This window comes from Methylosinus sp. DMC45 (assembly GCF_056313885.1).
Window position 1 is genome coordinate 69,233 of sequence record NZ_JBQUZK010000055.1, and the last position, 17,546, is coordinate 86,778.

The 17,546-nt window shown below is 62.3% G+C and carries 13 protein-coding genes and 1 pseudogene; 5 read left to right on the forward strand and 9 right to left on the reverse strand.

Features of this window, described 5'->3' with window-relative positions; all coding sequences use genetic code 11:
- Positions 1-21: 21 nt before the first annotated feature.
- A complete protein-coding gene (locus ACT53T_RS18970; protein ID WP_476162425.1) occupies positions 22-1,020 on the reverse strand; it encodes an efflux RND transporter periplasmic adaptor subunit in 999 nt (332 codons plus the stop codon).
- A gap of 441 nt (positions 1,021-1,461) precedes the next feature.
- Here ACT53T_RS18970 and ACT53T_RS18975 point away from each other — a divergent pair, with 441 nt between their 5' ends.
- The 3 genes from ACT53T_RS18975 (at position 1,462) to ACT53T_RS18985 (ending at position 5,576) form a co-directional block, all read left to right on the forward strand.
- Positions 1,462-3,075, forward strand: coding sequence for an efflux transporter outer membrane subunit (locus tag ACT53T_RS18975; protein WP_476162426.1), 1,614 nt, complete (start codon positions 1,462-1,464; stop codon positions 3,073-3,075).
- A gap of 326 nt (positions 3,076-3,401) precedes the next feature.
- Positions 3,402-4,016 carry a response regulator gene (locus tag ACT53T_RS18980; RefSeq protein ID WP_476162427.1) on the forward strand — a complete coding sequence of 205 codons (615 nt, stop codon included), beginning with the start codon at positions 3,402-3,404 and terminating at the stop codon, positions 4,014-4,016.
- Between the two features lie 6 nt (positions 4,017-4,022).
- Positions 4,023-5,576, forward strand: a complete 1,554-nt coding sequence (locus ACT53T_RS18985; RefSeq protein ID WP_476162428.1) for a sensor histidine kinase — start codon at positions 4,023-4,025, stop codon at positions 5,574-5,576.
- 221 nt (positions 5,577-5,797) lie between these two features.
- On the opposite strand, the gene ACT53T_RS18990 is transcribed toward ACT53T_RS18985, so the two are convergent.
- From ACT53T_RS18990 to ACT53T_RS19010, 5 genes and pseudogenes are all read right to left on the reverse strand, one after another.
- Positions 5,798-6,343, reverse strand: a complete 546-nt coding sequence (locus ACT53T_RS18990) for an efflux RND transporter periplasmic adaptor subunit (protein ID WP_476162453.1) — start codon at positions 6,341-6,343, stop codon at positions 5,798-5,800.
- Between the two features lie 426 nt (positions 6,344-6,769).
- Positions 6,770-9,061: pseudogene (locus tag ACT53T_RS18995) on the reverse strand (heavy metal translocating P-type ATPase); the annotation flags it as partial.
- A 60-nt stretch (positions 9,062-9,121) separates the two neighbouring features.
- Positions 9,122-10,177: a DMT family transporter gene (locus ACT53T_RS19000; RefSeq protein ID WP_476162429.1), complete on the reverse strand. Its 1,056-nt coding sequence runs from the start codon at positions 10,175-10,177 to the stop codon at positions 9,122-9,124.
- A 15-nt stretch (positions 10,178-10,192) separates the two neighbouring features.
- Positions 10,193-11,833 (reverse strand): NRAMP family divalent metal transporter, encoded by a 1,641-nt coding sequence (locus ACT53T_RS19005; RefSeq protein WP_476162430.1) that lies wholly within the window; start codon positions 11,831-11,833, stop codon positions 10,193-10,195.
- 175 nt (positions 11,834-12,008) lie between these two features.
- On the reverse strand, positions 12,009-12,245 hold the full coding sequence (locus tag ACT53T_RS19010) for a hypothetical protein (RefSeq protein WP_476162431.1): 237 nt from the start codon (positions 12,243-12,245) through the stop codon (positions 12,009-12,011).
- A 469-nt stretch (positions 12,246-12,714) separates the two neighbouring features.
- On the opposite strand from ACT53T_RS19010, the gene ACT53T_RS19015 reads away from it, so the two are divergent.
- Both ACT53T_RS19015 and ACT53T_RS19020 read left to right on the forward strand, forming a co-directional pair.
- Complete coding sequence (locus ACT53T_RS19015) at positions 12,715-13,356, forward strand: methyltransferase family protein (protein ID WP_476162432.1); 642 nt, start codon at positions 12,715-12,717, stop codon at positions 13,354-13,356.
- Between the two features lie 935 nt (positions 13,357-14,291).
- Positions 14,292-14,699, forward strand: coding sequence for a hypothetical protein (locus ACT53T_RS19020; protein ID WP_476162433.1), 408 nt, complete (start codon positions 14,292-14,294; stop codon positions 14,697-14,699).
- Positions 14,700-14,736: 37 nt separating this feature from the next.
- On the opposite strand, the gene ACT53T_RS19025 is transcribed toward ACT53T_RS19020, so the two are convergent.
- From ACT53T_RS19025 to ACT53T_RS19035, 3 genes are all read right to left on the reverse strand, one after another.
- Complete coding sequence (locus ACT53T_RS19025; RefSeq protein WP_476162434.1) at positions 14,737-15,459, reverse strand: hypothetical protein; 723 nt, start codon at positions 15,457-15,459, stop codon at positions 14,737-14,739.
- Between the two features lie 215 nt (positions 15,460-15,674).
- Positions 15,675-16,334 (reverse strand): TIGR02117 family protein, encoded by a 660-nt coding sequence (locus tag ACT53T_RS19030; RefSeq protein ID WP_476162435.1) that lies wholly within the window; start codon positions 16,332-16,334, stop codon positions 15,675-15,677.
- 153 nt (positions 16,335-16,487) lie between these two features.
- Positions 16,488-17,393 (reverse strand): LysR family transcriptional regulator, encoded by a 906-nt coding sequence (locus ACT53T_RS19035; RefSeq protein ID WP_476162436.1) that lies wholly within the window; start codon positions 17,391-17,393, stop codon positions 16,488-16,490.
- Between the last annotated feature and the right edge of the window lie 153 nt (positions 17,394-17,546).

A 17,546-nucleotide genomic window follows, 5' to 3' on the forward strand; every position in this document is an offset into this window, starting at 1 on the left:
CTCGGTTCGAACGCGAGCGCGCTATTCAGCCGCGCTGATCGCGGCGAGGTTGTCGAGAAAAACCGCGCCCTTCGAGACGATGAGATCGCCGACGGAAAGGCCTTCCTCTATCTGGTCGAAGCCCTGCTGCCGCAGGCCGATCTTGATTGTCTTCTGCTTGAAATGTCGACGATCCAGCGTGGTCCAAGCGGTCATGGCTCCATCACTTTCTCGAACGACCGCGCTCTCTGGAACGGCCGGAGCGCGAAACGGCGCGCCGACGCGAATGACGAAATCGGCGAACATTCCGGCGCGAAGCAGATGCTCCGGGTCCTTGATCTCCGAGCGCACGAAGATGCGCCGGGTGGTCGGATCGACAGAGGGCCCGAGCACGGTAATGGCTCCCAGGAATTCTCGATCGGGATAGGCGGCCACGCGGACACGGACATCCTGTCCGACCTGCAAAAGCGGGGCGTCGGCCTCCACGACATTCGCCAGCATCCACATGGTCGAGGTATCTGCAACGGCATAGGGCGCCGGAGCGACGCCGGGCTGGACGAAGAGGCCAGGGGCGGCGGCTCGAGCGGTGACATAGCCGGCGATCGGGTTCTTCACGATGAGACGCGGATCGGCGCGCCGCTCTGCGACGATCTTGTCGATCTCTTCATCGGTCTTGCCAAAGATACGAACCGCGTCCCGCGCTGACTTCAGAGTCCCCTCCGCCGTCTGCTGGTCGGAGGTCGTCTGGTCGACCGCTTGCTGCGAAACCCCGCCGATCTTGACAAGCGACTTGACGCGGTTGAGCGAGCGCGTCTGGAGCGTGAGCACGGCGGACGCGGCGATCAGATTGGACTCCGCCTGCAACAGGTCTGGGCTGTCGATGGTGAAGAGGATCTGATCCTTCTCGACGCGGTCTCCGATGTTTAAATAGGCGTCGATGATCCGTCCCTGATAGGGTGTGAAGACCTGAACAAGTCGATTCTGGTTAAAGTCGATGCTCCCGACGGCTCGTCGTTCTTCGACGAAAACGCGCTCTTCCACTTTCCCGATCTCGAGCGCGCCGGCTTGCTTATCGTTGAGCCCGATCTCCGTTTCCGCCGGTTCTTTTACCTTGGGGCGCGGATCTCCGTCGTCTTGCTTTCGGAGCGCCCAGATCGAGAGGGCGAGAGCGACGAGGATCGCGGCTGCGAGGGCGCTCGCCTCGATTGTTCTTTTGCCCAGACGCATATGAGGCCCTTATGAAACGGACTCTCGTGATCGGATGCGCATGTGGCGATCCCGATCATCCCCAGCTTTTCTATGGGGATCGACGGTCGATCGGTCTACTGTGATTTATGACAGTAGACCCCGGGCGGGAGGAGAACTACCTAGGCTGTGAAGTCTCGCGGTGGCCGTGTTCCTGTCTTACCGGTCTCACGGAGCGACAGGGCCGAGCGAAGCCGCTCGATTAGAGAATGATCGTGGGCGGAAACTCGGATAGAGATGAAAATCTTCGGCTCGTCCACTTCGAAAACTCGCTGGGGGCGCCCGATATTCACGCTCTTGCCGATATTTCCCGTGCTGGCGGGTTGCGCGGTCGGACCAGACTTCGTGTCGCCTTCCCCGCCGTCGATGGAAAAATTCGCTTCGAACAAGACTCCGGGTGTCGCCGGCGCGCCGAGATATATCCCAGGCTCTGAAATTCCGAAGCGCTGGTGGCAGGTTTTCCATAACCGGGGCCTCGATCGGCTGATCGAAGCCTTGATCGAGAGCAATCCGACCTTGCAGTCGGCAGAAGCCGCGATAAGGGTCGCCTATCACAACGCCGAGGCGCAAAAAGGCGCCTTTCTCCCCACCGCCATTTTCAACTCCACGGACAGTCTCAATCTCCAATCCAATAATCGATCGCTCGAAACGATCAATCAGAGCCTCTTCAACCAGGCCTTGAATTCGCCGACGACCAACATCGGTCCTCCGAATTCACCCTATGGCTTGCTGTTGAAGCAGCTCACCGTCGCTTATACGCTCGACATCTGGGGGCAGAATCTCAGAAGCGTCGAGGCGGCGGAGGCGCAGACGGATCAGCAGCGCTACCAGCTGGAGGCCGCCTATTTGGCCTTGACCGGCAATGTGGTCGCAGCGGCGATGCAGGAGGCCACTTTAAGGGGACAAATCGAGGCAGTCCGCCGATCGATCGCGATAGATAGAGAGATGCTGGGGCTGCTCCGCAAGCAGTTCGAGGCCGGCTACACGGCGCAGGCGGACGTTCTCACCCAAGAAGCGGCTCTGGCGCAGGCCCTGCAGCTATTGCCGCCGCTCGAAAAGCAATTGTCGCAGCAGCGCGATCTGCTGACGGCGCTCGCCGGCCGCTATGCGCCGGACGAGATCGCCGAGACTTTTCATCTCGGTTCTCTCTCGGCGCCGCGCGAGCTGCCGCTCAGCCTGCCGGCGCAACTCGTCCGGCAGCGGCCCGACATTCGGGCGGCCGAAGCCAATGTGCACGAGGCGACCGCACAAGTCGGCGTCGCCATCGCCGCGCGGCTTCCGAATGTCACGCTGAGCGCGAATGGCGGATACAGCGCCTATCGACTCGCGCAACTCTTCACGCCCGGCACGGAACTCTATACGGCGTCGGCAGCCGTCACGCATACGATTTTCGACGGCTTTTCGCTTCTCAACAAGCAGAAGGCTGCAGAGGCGAGCGTTCTCCAGGCGGATGCTCAATATCGGTCGACCGTCATTGCTGCGTTCCAGAACGTCGTAGATGCGTTACGCGCGCTCGAGGCGGACGCCAAAGCAGTGAGAGCCGCCGCCTATGGCGAAGCGACGGCGAAGAAGAGTCTCGACATCGTGCGAGCCGAGCTGCGTCTCGGGGCGGTCAATGTGCTCTCTGTATTGAATGCCGAGAACACTTATCTGGTCGCATCGGTGGCGCGCGTCGTCGCGGAGGGGAGCCGTCTTTCGGACACAGCCGGGCTATTCATGGCGCTCGGCGGCGGTTGGAAAGACGAAAATCTTCGGGACCTCCCGCCGAATGGACCAGACGGCCCGACCAATGAGCAGATCAAGAAATTGAGCACGCCGGTGAACGCCGGCCTGATGCCGACGATCGATTAATTACTGAGGCGGCGCCGATACTGTTTACAAGGAGCGCGCTTCGATGTCGTGTAACTCGTTCGCCGGCGAAATGGGCGAAAGCCAAAGCGCCGGTCAGGCTGGATCAGGCGGCGCCTTCCAAGAAAACGAGATCGCCGGGAGGAATCTCGATCGAGCGCCGGCGGCTTTCTGGAAGGCCAGATTGAGACCGGCTGCACAGCGGCCATGTTCGCGCCCTATTTACAAATTGTTGTGCGCGCGCCCATTGTCGAACTTTGGTGGAACGGCGCGATGTCTCGGTCTATAATAGGCTTCTGAGATAAAGCGAGAGCTCGGAAGCCAATCAGATGTCTACGACCGACCGCTCGGCGACGATCCTCTGCATCGACGACGATTTCGAAACCTCATCTTTGATCGCTGAAGAGCTCGAGGAGCGTGGCTTCAAAGTCGTTCTCGCGAACAGCGGCCAACAGGCATTGTCGCTTCTACCGGGGCTTCGACCGGATCTCGTTCTTTCGGACATCAGCATGCCATCGATGTCGGGATTCGAAGTTCTAGAAAATTTTTTGCGATCCGCCCCCCATGTCGCGCGAACTCCTTTCGTGTTCCTGACGGCCTTGAGCGATCGCGAGACCGAACTCAAGGGAAGAAGACTCGGCGCTGATGATTACGTCACCAAACCGATCGACTTCGATCTGCTGCATGCGATCATCGACGCCAGACTGAGAGGCGGCGCACGATTTGGCGGATCAGAAACGTCGCAGCACGAACTCAACGAAAGAGAGATCGAGACTTTGCTTTGGGCGGCGCGCGGCAAGACGTCCGATGAGATCGCGTCGATCGTGAGCATCACGAAGCGAACTGTCGATTATCATCTCGACAACGCACGAAACAAGCTCGGCGTCGCGACCCGCATCGAGGCGGCGGTCAAAGCTGCGCTAATCGGACTGATCGAGCCTTAGAACGCGATGAAGCTGACGCAATCGATAAAGTTCCGCATGGTCGCATCCTTGTGGCTCTTGTTCGCTACGATCGCGGGCATCGGCATCTTCGGATTGGGCCGCCTCGAAGACGTCAATCGTGAATCGTCAGATATTCGCGAGCGATGGTTGAAGAGCACGCGATATATCGGGGACCTCGACAATTTCACATCGGATTTCCGCGCGGCGGAGGGCGCCTTTCTCATTGCAGCGAAAGATGTCGACGCCATCGCCATAGAGCGAGAGATGGAGTCGCTCGACGAGGCGATTTCAAAAGCGCAGCAAGGATATGAAAGCATCCTGCACGATGAGATCGAATCAGCGGATTATCGGATCTTCGAAAAGAGTTGGGATTCATATCGCGCTGAAGCGAAACACACGCTCGAGATCATGACGAAGGGAGACAAGGCGGCGGCTGGATCTCTCTTCATGTCGGCTTCCAGAGTCGCATTCGCTTCGACGAGCGAGGCGCTGGGAAGGCTATCCGACCGAACCAATACGCAAGCTCGCTTGGCCAGCGAACGGTACGACCACGCCATTCGAGAAGCTCGCGCGTTGATTATCGCCGCCGCCATTCTAGGCGCATCTATGGCCCTCGGGATCATGCTTTACGTAACTCGGCAGATAACCGACCCTCTATTAGAACTCGCCGCCAGCATGCGGCGTCTGTCGAGGAATGAAACGGACATTCAGATCTATAACACTGAACGGCCTGATGAACTGGGAGAAATGGCGCGCTCTGTCGTGGTCTTTCGTGAAAATGCGATCCAGCTTCAAGTCAGTCAGCAGGCCCTCGCGACCGAAGCCTCGATGCTCGAAGAGAAATTGGAGCATGAACGGCGCCTTGGCGAAAATCAGCGTAATTTCATCTCTATGGCGTCGCATGAGTTTCGCACGCCAATGACGATCATCGATGGGCATGCGCAGCGCTTGTTGAATGCTCGTCCGGCGCCTCGGAACGAGGTGATTATAGAGCGAGCCAACAAGATCCGCGCCGCCGTGAGGCGGATGAGCATTATGATCGAAGGATTGTTGCAAACCAGCCGTGTGGTCGAGAGTCCCCGTCTCTACTTCCATCCGACCAATCTCGACATGTCCGTGGTGCTGAAGGAAGTTTGCGATCTGCACCGCGAAATTTCATCCAACGCCTCAGTGATCGAAAAATACAGCGCTGAAAAATTGCCATTCTATGGGGACAGGAATCTCATCAGTCAGGTATTCAGCAATTTAATCGGGAATGCGATCAAATATTCTTCCCCGGGGGGCGCGGTCCGAGTTGTCGTCCGCAGCAGGCGGACTGCCTTGCAGGTCTTCGTCTCCGATAGCGGAATTGGGATTCCGCGCCGAGATGTCGATCATATATTTTCGAGATATTATCGGGCGAGCAATGCTTCCGGCATCACGGGCACGGGAGTCGGCCTCTACCTTGCAAAGGTCGTTGTCGAATTGCACGGTGGCGTCATTAAAGTGAAAAGCCGAGAAGGAAGAGGCTCGATCTTTTTTGTCTCACTTCCTTTTGAAGCTGCTGGTCGAGCAAGATGAATCTTCAGCGGCGACGGCAGGCGCGCGATTCGATATGTGAGCATGAGTTCGTTCGACGCCGCCGCGTCCATGGATGCGCTCTAGGCGGCGAATGACGAAGTGGCCGGCGGCGGCTGAATTGTGAGCCGAGAGGTGATGCGGCCGAACAGCAGCGAGCGAATACATCGGGCGCGAGCCAGTCCTAGAACCCCGATGCGCAATCGAAGGCCACTGCGCACCGATCACCTGACTTCCTGCCCAGCGAACATAAGCGTCGCGTCCATGCCCGGTTGCAGCAGCAGATCGTGATTGTACGCTTCTATGACGACACGATACGTCGAAGCGTGGTCGGCATCCGGGGTCGAACGCGAAACATGTTCGACGACTCCCGAAAATGCGCGTCCGGGTAGAGAAGCGACGCCGAAAGCGACCAGACTGCCGATCCTCGGTTGCCGCAGCGCGCTCGAATGTATCGTGACGACGATCTCGACGACGCTGAGATCGGTCGCGATCGTGAACAGTCGCGCTGGCGTATCTCGCGCTTTGATCGTGTCGCCCGGTTTCGCCTCGCGCGCGATCACCGTCCCGTCGACTGTCACAGCGACGGCGGTCTGCGCCAAACGCTCCTCGGCTTCGCTCAGCCGAGCTCGGCGCAGAGCACGCGAGGCTTCTTCCCGATCCGCTTGCGCTCGCGCGCGCGAAAGAGCGACCTCGGATCGAGCGAGCGTCTTTTTCGACAAGGCTCCATGATCCGCCTCGGCTCGTTGGCGCTCGATCCGCTTTTCCATCCGGGCGAGGACCGCTCTGGCTGTTTCGAGGCGGACGTCGGCGAGAGCGAGATCGGCCTTTGCTTGCTCGACGGCGGCGCGATAAGGTTGCGGATCGATCTCGGCGCAAATCCGGCCTGCCGTCACCTTTGTCCCGACGTCACAATAGACAGCGCGGATCGTCCCAGATAGGCGCGTGGAGATCGGCGTGGCGCTCGCCGCCTCGATGACGCCTGTAGCCGTCACGCCGCTTCGCGGCGCATCGCGTGTCGATCGAAAATAGAGCCATCCGCCTCCCAGGAGGAGCGCCAGAGCCGCCAGCGTCGCGACAGCTGCTCGTCGAACCCGATGCGCGCCGGCTATCGGGCCTATCGCACGATCGAAAGCGGATGCCGCTTCCGATTTGCGCGTCTGCGTCTCGCGGAGCGATCCGCTTCCGCCGAGTTCCGACGCGGCCTGCTCATAGACGTCCTCCTCCTGAGCAATATGAACTCGAACGAGCGTCTCGATCGCTTCGATGATCCTCTGCGCGTCGCGGATCAGATATCTGTCGGGCTCGTGCGGGCGCTGTCCCTCGGCGAGGCGCGCCAGCAGTCTCGCCTGATGGCGAATCTCTCGATGCGCCCGGCTCATGGCGCCGAGCCCTTGCCCGCTCGGCAGATAATGCGAGATGCGCGGATAGATGTCGCTCTCGTCGTCGCGCTCGTGCTCCAATATGACGTCAGCGACCAGACGATCGGCTTCGTCTATGTATTCTGCGGCGCGTCGCGGAGAGGCCGCGTCCAATGCATCGGCGATCTGCCGTAGGCGATCGAGGCTCTGCTCGACTTTCTCATGATCTTCGCGCAACGCCCGCGTCGCTGTCTCCGGCAGAGGGCGCCGAAACAGGGTCGAGCCGCCGCCGAGCGCCCGCAGAGCGTTGAGGATGACGGCGATGTCGATCGCCTCTTGTATCAGCGCGCCGCCCACCGGGCCGATCCAGCCGAAGGCCGCCGCTCCCATCGTCGCGAAAGACAGAGCCATTCCGGCAATGATGCTCTGCAGGGCGATGCGGCGGGTTCGGCGCGCGATCGCCACCGCCTCCGAGACGCGGTCCAGCCGATCGACGAAAATGACGACATCCGCCGCCTCGGAGGATGCGCTCGCGCCGCGCGCGCCCATGGCGACGCCGACATCCGCGGCGGCAAGAGCCGGGGCGTCATTGATTCCGTCCCCGACCATCAGCGTCGGATGCAGGCGTCGCTCGATGGCGACGGCGTCGACCTTGTCAGAGGGGATTCGGTCGGCGAGGACGGCGTCGAGATCGAGCGCTGCGCCGATCGTTTCGGCCGCGTCGGCGCGATCGCCCGTGACCATGACGATGCGACCGACACCCACGTCGCGGAGCGTCTGGATCGCGCGCGGCGTCTCGCGCCGAAGCTCGTCGGCGAGAAGGAGGACGGCGATGAGGCGTCCGTTCGACGAGACGAAGACGGTGAGCGCGGAGCGCCAGGAGGCGCGGCGGGCGGCGCGCGCGGCCCAATCCTCGAGGACTTCATCGCCCTGCACGAATTGCAGCGCGCCGACGCGAATGTCGCCGCCATCGACCTTTCCCTCGATCCCGGTTCCGAACGTCTCGCGGACCTCGGTGGGAATGTGCAGAGAAAGGCCCCTCTCCGACGCCGCGGCGACGATGGCGGCGGCGACGACATGATGGGACGCTTGCTCGAGCGATGCGGCGAGCCGCAGGGCTTCGTTCGCGTCGAGGTCCGGCCCCGCTTCTATCGCGACGAGGCGTGCGCCGCCGACGGTGAGCGTGCCGGTCTTGTCGAACATCACCGTATGCACCCGAGCGAGCGCCTCGAGCGGTCCGCCGCCTTTGATCAGCACGCCGCGTCGCGCGGCGCGCGAGGCGCCTGCGACGAAGGCCGCCGGCGCCGCAAGAATCAACGGGCAGGGCGTGGCGGCGACCAGCACCGCCAAGCCGCGAATAGCGTCCTGCGAAAGCGCCCAGGCGGCTCCCGCCGCCAGCAGGGCCACGGGCAAGAACAGCAGCGCATAGCGATCCGCCATTCTGATGAATGGAGCTTTCGCTGTCTGTGCGGCGGTCGCGAGCTCGACGATGCCGGCGTATGTGCTGTCGCCCGATGCGGCGGTCGCCTCCATCTCGAATGTCTCGCCGGCGTTCACGGTTCCGCTCGAGGCGGCCTCTCCGCTGCGTCTTGCGACAGGAAGGGGCTCCCCGGTCACCGCCGACTCGTCGAGCAGCGCATTTGCCCCGACGATCCGGCCATCCGTCGGCACGACCTCGCCGGCCCGAACCAGCAGAAGATCGCCGACCGCGACATCGTCGATCGGAATATCCTCGATCCTGTCGTCGATCCGTCGATGAGCGATGCGCGGCGCGCGATCGATCAGCGCTTTCAGGTCGCGTTCGGCGCGACCGACCGCCATATCTTCGATGACGCTGCCGCCGGCGTACATCACCGCGACGATCGCCGCCGCCAGCGCTTCGCCGAGCGCCAGCGCCGCCGACATGGAGAGAAGCGCGATCACGTCGACGCCGGCTCGCCCGGCGAGGAGATCACGCGCGATTGCGACGGCGAGGCTCGCAGCGACCGGAATGGTCCCTGCGGCCCAAATCCACCCGGCCAGATCCGGGCGGCCGAAAAAGGCGGCACAAAGCCCCGTCGCAAGAGTCGCGATGGCGAGCAGGATCAGCGCTCGGAGCCAGATCCGTCTTTTCGCCGTCGGACTCATCCTCGTTCCGCTCTCGACGCCCTCGGCGCGGGAAGGCGCGCGGAGACGTTCGGTCTTCGATCAGTGATCGTGTCTGTGATGCGTGTCGGGCGTATGAGGATGCGCATGCAGGAGCGGCTCGTGCGCATGCCAATGAGTGTGCGGCTGGCCATTCTCATGATCGGAGTGGTCTCCGTGGCGATGATGCTCGTCATGAACATGCGAATGCGAATGTTCGACAGCCTCGTGCGAATGCTCGTGCTCATGGCTTTCGGTCAGATGCAGCCAGACGCCCGCGCCCATCAGCCCCGCTCCGGCGACGAGCTGCAGAGTCAAAGGCTCGCGCAGCGCCACGACGGAGACGGCCGCGCCGAGGAAGGGCGCAGTGGAGAAATAGGCGCCCGTGCGCGCGGCGCCGAGATGGCGAAGGGCCAGCACGAACAGCGCCAGGCTGAGGCCATAGCCGAGGAAGCCGACGACGCTCGCGGCTCCGATCAGCGAAACGGAGGGCAGATGAGCGCCGGCGAATAGTCCGATCCCGAGATTGACCGCGCCGGCGACCATTCCCTTGATCTCGACGATTTGTAGCGGGTCGGAGAGCGAGACTCTGCGTGTGAGGTTATTGTCGACGGCCCAAGCGAGACAGGCCGCCGCGATAGCGAGAGGGCCGAGCGCGCCGGAAAGGCTCGGCGCTCCCGACCAGGCGAGGCAGAGCGATCCAGCGACGATGAGGGCCATGCCTAGGGCGATGCCACGATCGAAAGGCTCGCGAAACACGAACCATGCGATGGCGGCGGTGAAGACGCCCTCGAGCGTGAGCAGCAATGAGGCCGTCGCAGCCTCCGCATGCGCGAGGCCGAACATCAGCAGCAGAGGGCCGGCGACGCCACCGGCCAGCGTCGCCGCTCCCATCCACGGCCAATCCGATCCAGTAAGCGTCGCCTCTTCCGCGCGGATGGCGAGGCCGAGCCGAAGCGGGAGACGGCGCAGCAAAGCGACGCCGACGCCGGCGCCGCAATAGAGCAGGCCGGCGAGGATACGCTGATCTATGTCCGCGAGAAGCAGCTTGGCGGCCGGTGTCGAAACGCCGAACAGAGCCGCCGACAGCAGCGCATAGGATATGGCTTTCGTTTTCATGTTTGGTGCAGACATTCAGTGTGCGACCGCAAGCGCGACGATGCGCGCGAGAACGAGGCCTCCGGCGAGCAGAAGATAGCAGCGTAGCACGCTCATCCATATGCGGCTCGCCGTCGAAAGCTTGGCCGGCGGCAGCGCGTGCAGCGGCGGCATGCGCCAGCTGTCGCGGGCGTGACGGCCGATCGCGCCCCGCGCGATGCGCCGCTTCGTATGGAGACTGCCCGTCGCGACAGCGATGGCCGCGGTCGCAATCGAGCCGCCGCCGAGGATCCACAGAATTACGGTCTCGTTCGTCTGCTCTGGAAACAAGACGGAAGCGGTCAAAATGATCGATAGCATCACGAGAATCGCGACGATCGCGCCGGTGAAGAGATTCATGCCCCAGCCATTGACCCAGGGGCCGAGGACCGCCTCGTCATTGCAGAGAAGCAGCAGAAACACGGTCGCGCTCGGCAGCAGGACGCCGGCGAGCGTCTGCACGGCGTTGGTCAGCAGGCCGAGCGGCGCGCCCGGCGTCAGCACGAGGCCTGCCGAAACGACGATGAGCGCGAAATAAACCCCGTAGAAGCCTTTGGCGTCGGACGGCTTGCGATGCAGCGAATGTTTCAGCGACAGCACGTCGCCGAGCGCATAGGCCGTGGAAAGCGACACCGCCGCGGCGCCGATGACGCTGGCGTCGATCAGCGCCAGCGCGAATAATATGCCCGGCAGGCGCCCGGCATATCGGCCCAAGCCTTCCGCCACGGCGCCGGCGTCGGTGAAGTTTCCGGCCTCTGGACGTCCGGCGAAGGCCGCCGCCGTGAAGGCCATCATCGCCGCCGCGCCGATGACGACGAGCGCTATGCCGAGCCAGAGATCGACGCGCTCATAGCGAATGAAGCGCGGCGTGATGCGCTTGTCGATCACATAGCTCTGCTGGAAAAAGAGCTGCCAGGGCGCGATGGTCGTGCCGACGATCGCTATGATCAGCAGCATCACTTCGCTGAGCTTGCCGTCCTTCGGCAGCTGCACCAGGAACATGTCGCGCGCGACCTCCGCCATCGGCGGATGGATCATCACGAAGATCGGAATGAGAACGAGGCTGCCCGCGCAGAGCGCCAGAGCGAAGCGCTCGAAGCGACGGAAGTCGCCCGTGCCGACCGCCGCCATGATGACGACGGCCGACAGCGCCACGCCGAGCTCCCGCGAGACGCCGAGATAGGAGAGCGCGAGTGATATGCCGATGAATTCGGTGACGATGGTCAGCGCGTTGAGCAGGAAGAGATCGATGACGCTGAAAGCGCCCCAGAATTTGCCGAAGCGCTCGACGATGAGCCTCGCGTGTCCGACGCCCGTGACGGCGCCGAGGCGCAGCACCATCTCCTGATTGACGTAGAGCACGGGAACGAGCAGCAGCAATGTCCACAGCAGGCTCGTGCCATAGTTCTGGCCCGCCTGAGCATAGGTTCCGAAGGCGCCCGCGTCATTGTCGCCGACCATGACGATGAGGCCGGGACCGAGAATGGCGAGAAGCGTCTGGAGACGGTGCTTGAAGCCGATGCGCGGGCCGTGATCTGCGTGATGAATCGTGCCCAGCGCGCCGTGAATATGGCCGATATGGGCCTCGTCGAGAACGGCGCTCTCTGTGGTTTCGGTCGGGTTGAAATGCAGGGTCATGGCTCGCCTTTTCTCCAGCGGAGGGCGAGCCTTCCCGAAAGCTCACGCCCTCTGGACCGCTCGCGCTCTCGCGCCCGGGCAAATTCGGATCGGAATGGATTTCAAAGCGCCCGCCGGGTCGAGCTCACGCTCGCCGGCGGGCCTGGTTGGGCCGGGGTTCATTCGCACTCTCCGTTCAGGCGGCGAGGCGCGAAGGGGGCGGCTCGTCATTGTCTTGGGTGAGGCGAGCGTCGGCCTCCGTCTCGTCGGTCCACACTGACAGAAGGCGCCCTGAGGCGCCGTCGAGCGTCCAGATGCAATGCGGCGCTTGCCGCGCGCGACGGCGCAGCGCGACGATCTGGGTCTCGGCATGGAGCGAAGGCGCGCTCTGAGCGAACGGGCGCGCGAATGCGATTGCGGTGAGCTTGTTCATCGCTCATCTCCTATCGGCCATTGTGATCCACGGCCCGGAGCATGAGCGGCAGGCAGGAGCCTCTAGGCCCTCGTGACGCCTCTCACGCGGTCTCCGAGACCGCGGGTGGTTTCGATGTCGAGTGGCGTCGCGAGCGCAGACGAGGCTGCGGGCGCGGCGCCGAAGCGGCTACTGCCCATGTTTCTTTCTTGGGTTGTCGGAGTCGACGGCGGGGGCGAGGCCCCTCCATCCGAGGGCGATATCGGTCCCGAAGCTGTGGTTGTCAAGCACAAATCACAGGATAGACGATAGTGCTTACCAATCGATGAAACGAGACGCCGAAGGAGCGTGCGCCGAAGCCGCTCTCTGGAGACGCCCGAACTCGCTCGCCGGATAAGGTCACGTCGACAAGCGGAGATCGATCGGCTAAGCCGACGCGGTCGAGCATTTCCGGGCGGCGAAATTATATCGAGCGGATTGGCGGGGCCGAATGACGCGATCATACATTAAAGCGAAGCTGCTCGATCTCGTTTTCACGAGCCCTGTCGTCGCATGGTTCTCTCTCGGCATTTATGGCTCGTCCCAGATGATGGGCCCGTCCGAAGGACTGCTCGTGAATTTCTCGCTCGCGGCCAATATCGTGCTTCTCTGTCTAATAATATGCGTGATCTTGCTGCGGCCTCCGTCTCTGCGGACCGCAAAAGGCGTTCTGCCGAAACTGGCGGGCGCCGCTGGCTTTCTCTTGCCGAGCTTCATAGTCGCCGTCCCAAAAGTCGACTTGTCGCCTTCGACGGAGGCCATTTCGGTCGGCATGGCCCTCCTCGGAACGCTCGTCTCCATCGCGGCGACGATTTGGCTCGGTCGCAGCTTCAGCATTCTTCCGCAAGCTCGCGCGCTGGTGACGGAAGGACCGTATAAGCTCGTGCGTCATCCGCTCTACGCGGGAGAATTATTGGCTCTGATCGGCATCATGTTTCGATATCAGCAGCCGTGGGCGCTGTGCTTGACGCTGCTATCGATCGCCATTCAATGGCCGCGCATGAATTTCGAAGAACGTGTGCTCGAAGAAACATTCCCATCATACAAGGAGTATGCGGGTCGCACCGCGAGGCTGATCCCCGGCGTTTACTGACCTTTCGCTCACGATCGGGGAGCGGGAGACAAGCGCTCCCGCCATTGCCGAGAAGAGAGATCGGCTCAGGAGTTCCCTCCGAAAAGTTCATCGAGCTCGGGCGGCGGGGCGTTCGACCCGACCAAAAGACCGAGGGCGCCGGGCTCGGGCTCTCGATCTCGTCGGATTTCGTCGACGCCTATGGCGGGCAAATTCGTTTTGGGACTCGCAGCCCTCACGGATTTCAGGCAGATCATCACTCTGCCGGCATGATTGCCCTCAGAAGCATTTGTTCGTTTTCAGCTCGTAGACCCAGGCGGCGCACTCGTTCTGGCGTCCGCCGTGCTGCCTCATGCAATTATTGTAATTCGTTTCGATCGCCAGGCACAATGCGACTTTGGGATCCGCCTGCGGGACGAAGCGACGCCTATTTTGGTCTTCGTCATAATCCCGCGGCCTTTCTTGGCTTCGGCGCCATTCTTCATATTCGCGCCGGCGCTGTCGCTCGCGCCATTCCTCCCGCATCTCGTCGAGACGGGCGCAAGCTTCTTCATCGCCATGCTCGCAATCCTCGTGAAGGCGATGCATATAGTCTCTTCGGCGGTCCTCATCTTCCTCTTGGGCGCGCGCCAGAGTCGGGGCCATCGTTACGATCAACCCGACGACAATCGCTTGAGTCAATTTCATAGATCGGCCTTTTCCATCATACGGAAGGGACCACGCGACCCTCCTTTGAAACCATATAGATGGTGTCCAATTGACGAATTATTAAGGATCGCATTTTTGGGTCATTCGTTGTGACGCAGCCATCGTCGCGCAGCCATCTGATCCGCTTGCAGTCATTCACGCGCAGTTCATGCGCGGAGGGCGATGTTTGCCTTGGTCGTTGCCGCGCCACAATGATTCCGCATCGATTCCGTTGCCGAATAGTGTGAGTCGCGCGCCGGCGGAAAGGAATGCCCATGGACAAGAAGACCGTCGGACTTTTCGGTGTGATTTCGGCCTTGCCGCTCGCTGCGGCGACGCCGGCGGCCGAGGCGAAGACACTCGACGAAGTTATGTCGCCCCGCTCCTATGCGGAGCTTCTGCAACCAATTCCCAATGCGGGAGCGCTCTTGAAAGAGGCCGTGGCGCGAGAGACTTCGCAGCCCGAGCCGCAGATCCAGACAGCCCAATATTATTACGGCGACGGCGGTTACGGTTACGGCTACCCCTATTATCGCCGCTGGCGTCACCACCATCACCATCATCACCACCACCACCATCATGGCTGGGGTTGGGGCGGCGGGGGATACTACTACGGACCGCCGCGCTACCATCATCACCATCACCATCATCACCATTGGAATGGCGGCTGGTGGTAAAAAGTGTCGGTCGCGCCGTTCACGCAACGGGAGCCTTTTATTTCTTCGGCGCGACCGAACGCGCCGCGCCATGAATGTGGCGATAGGTTCCGTCGAAAACCGTGTCGGTGGTCGACAGCCATTGCGAGTCGGCGCCGAGCGTTGCGCGACTTGCGTGGATGCGCCGCGATTGCAATTCGCGTTCAGCGGCTTCGTCGTAGCTCATGGGCTCCAGTTCGACGTCGCTTTCCGCCGGGATCATCGTGAATTGGGCTATCGGCATGTCCGCCCGGAAGACATGAGTCTGCCCTTCCGCCGGTGATTTGAACACGAGAAAATAGATCATCGGCCACCATTCGCGGATGATCGCCGGCACGGCGATCGGCGCCGTGGCGGTGCTGTCCGTATAGAAGCTCGGATGCGTCTCGACTTTGATCGCGTAACCGGGCTCGGGCTGAAGATCGAGCAAAAGCTGATAGGTGTAATAGCTGCCGCCAAAATCACGGAAGGGCGGCCAACTGCGGTCTGGATCGGGCGGCGAGCCGAAGTCGCCGTCGAAAATCAGCCTTCCGTTCTGCATCGAAACGCGCAGCTCGTTTTTGTAGGGGTAGAAAATTTCGACGCCATATTTGGCGTATTCGGAAAAAGGCACGCAGTGCCAGGCGTGCTCATGCGAGCCATCCGTGCGCTTTTCCGGCTGGCCCGCCCAGCCGGGAATTTCCATTCGGGTGCGGCGGGGTTTGAGATCGTCGCCGCTCATCCGAAATTTGATTTTGTGCAAGACGATCTCCCTGCGCTTGTGCTCGCCGGCGATAGCGCCGCGCGCTGTGGTCCGCCGGCCGCAGTTTTTTTAGTCGGGCACCGGTCGAACGGAATGCCGGCGCATCGCTCAATACGCAGCCACTTCGGCTTCATTGCGGCGCCGAGCTCGACGAAATCGGGAAAGAGACCTTTACGAAGAGAATTCACCAGAGGCCCGTCGCGCCGGCCCCTTCTCTATCGTGAAGCCCAGCGCATGACGCCATCGTCGAACGGGCTCCATTGAGCCGTTCGAATCCCGGCGGCGCGCAGCGCCTCGCTCGTCCAGACGTTGCAGGTCCGAAACGCGCTGTAATGGCCGCGCGCGCCGTAAAAGACGTCGCTCGGGCCGTAGCCGCGAATGACCTCGCGCCGATCGGCGAATGTGGCGTCGATGAAGGCGGCGAGCCGGTGATATTGCTCGGGCGTTATCCGCAGCGGACGGACCGTCTCGCGCGGTCGGACGTCCTCGAGGAGGTCCACATGCACCAGCGTCGACCCCTGCCCTGTCACGGCCTTCAGTCCGCGCAGAAGCGAAAACTCCGCCCAGGTCGGCGTGTTGAGATAGAAGTCCCGATCACCCCAGCCGAAAGCGAGCCAGCGCGGCGTGGTCGACCATCCAGGCGCATCGCCCGGATGGATGCGATTGCTCCAATCGACGCCGGCGGCGTTCGCCGGGACGACGACGCCGGTGTGCACGCCATTGGTCTGCACATAGATGGTTACGCCGCCATCCGGCTCACGCCAGTCGTCATTGGCAGGAATGCGGCTCGTGATCGCGGCGACAATGAGATAGAGCGCAGCGGGGACGAGCGGCGCAAGGAGGATGAGGACGAAGGTGCGCGCGGCGCGGCGCATGGGCTCTTTTATCCAGGGTTATAATCCCGGCATTCTCGCGTAGACGACCTCTGTCGTCTACGCGAATTATGCCGCCTTCGAGCAGCATCCTCTCTCGCGGAATCATATGGCGCGCGCGCCGCGCCCCTCTCGAAATCCGCCGTCGACAGACCTTCAATCCCCGCGCGTCTCGCCGATCCGCTGCAGACGCTCGATGAGCCAACGGCCGGCCGGGCCGGGCGGGGAATCCTTGCGGTAGACCGCCGACATGGCCATCTCGGAGCCGACGATCATTTCGGCCAAATCCAGCCGGACCAGCGCGCCGCTCGCCAAATCCGCCGCGACGAAGTCGAACGGCATGCCGCCCCAGCCGAGCCCCGCACGCAAGAACGCATGCTTCACGCCGAGGTCGGAAAGACGCCACGTCTTTTGGGAGAATACACGGAAATCCCGCCCTTCCGTCATCCGAGAGCGATCGCTCAAGACGAGCTGCACATGCCGTGAGAGCTCCTTTGTCGGGATCGCGCCGCGGTGCGCCGCCAATGGGTGGCGAGACGATGCGACCATCACATAGCGGATGTCGAGCAGCGCCTCGCTGGCGAGCTCGGGATGGCCGATCGCCAAGGGACCGCGAATTCCGAAGGAGCAATGGCGGCCGAGAACGGAATCGATGACGGCCCCCAATCCCTCCACTGCGATCCGCAATGGCGTGTCAGGAAACTCGGCTTGGAAGTCGACGACGGCGCGGGTCAGCGTTTCGGTCGGGAACAGCACATTGACGATGACGCTCAGCTCGGGCTCGAGCCCGCCGGCGAACCCTCGCGCTCTGGCTTTGAACAAATCCATGCTCGCGGCGACGGAGCGGGCTTCCGACAACAACGCCTTTCCCTCGGCGGTCAGCTGCGGGTAGCGGCCTTTGCGCTCGAACAGCCGCACGCCGAGCTGGCCTTCGAGATTGGCGAGCGTCTGGCTGACCACCGACTGCGCACGGCCGAGCCTCCGTCCGGCCGCCGAGAAGCTGCCCTCATCGGCCGCGGCGATGAAAGTGCGAAGCTGATCTAGAGAGACGCCGTCGAGCATGCATCCAATTACCAGATGGATTGTATCGAAATATATAGGCTGCAACGATGCAAGGCAAACGCATATCACTGAGGGCGTCGGCGCGTCGACGCCCCCGCGCTGCGGGGGCCGGCGGCGATGAAACCCACCGCCTCGACACATCGTCGGGAACGC

Coding starts and splice junctions, on each gene's coding strand:
- ACT53T_RS19035 (WP_476162436.1), bottom strand. CDS start 17,393: ATGCTCGACGGCGTCTCTCTAGATCAGCTTCGCACTTTCATCGCCGCG.
- ACT53T_RS19005 (WP_476162430.1), bottom strand. CDS start 11,833: ATGACCCTGCATTTCAACCCGACCGAAACCACAGAGAGCGCCGTTCTC.
- ACT53T_RS19000 (WP_476162429.1), bottom strand. CDS start 10,177: ATGAAAACGAAAGCCATATCCTATGCGCTGCTGTCGGCGGCTCTGTTC.
- ACT53T_RS19020 (WP_476162433.1), top strand. CDS start 14,292: ATGCCCATGGACAAGAAGACCGTCGGACTTTTCGGTGTGATTTCGGCC.
- ACT53T_RS19015 (WP_476162432.1), top strand. CDS start 12,715: ATGACGCGATCATACATTAAAGCGAAGCTGCTCGATCTCGTTTTCACG.
- ACT53T_RS18980 (WP_476162427.1), top strand. CDS start 3,402: ATGTCTACGACCGACCGCTCGGCGACGATCCTCTGCATCGACGACGAT.
- ACT53T_RS18975 (WP_476162426.1), top strand. CDS start 1,462: ATGAAAATCTTCGGCTCGTCCACTTCGAAAACTCGCTGGGGGCGCCCG.
- ACT53T_RS18990 (WP_476162453.1), bottom strand. CDS start 6,343: ATGGAAAAGCGGATCGAGCGCCAACGAGCCGAGGCGGATCATGGAGCC.
- ACT53T_RS19030 (WP_476162435.1), bottom strand. CDS start 16,334: ATGCGCCGCGCCGCGCGCACCTTCGTCCTCATCCTCCTTGCGCCGCTC.
- ACT53T_RS19010 (WP_476162431.1), bottom strand. CDS start 12,245: ATGAACAAGCTCACCGCAATCGCATTCGCGCGCCCGTTCGCTCAGAGC.
- ACT53T_RS18985 (WP_476162428.1), top strand. CDS start 4,023: ATGAAGCTGACGCAATCGATAAAGTTCCGCATGGTCGCATCCTTGTGG.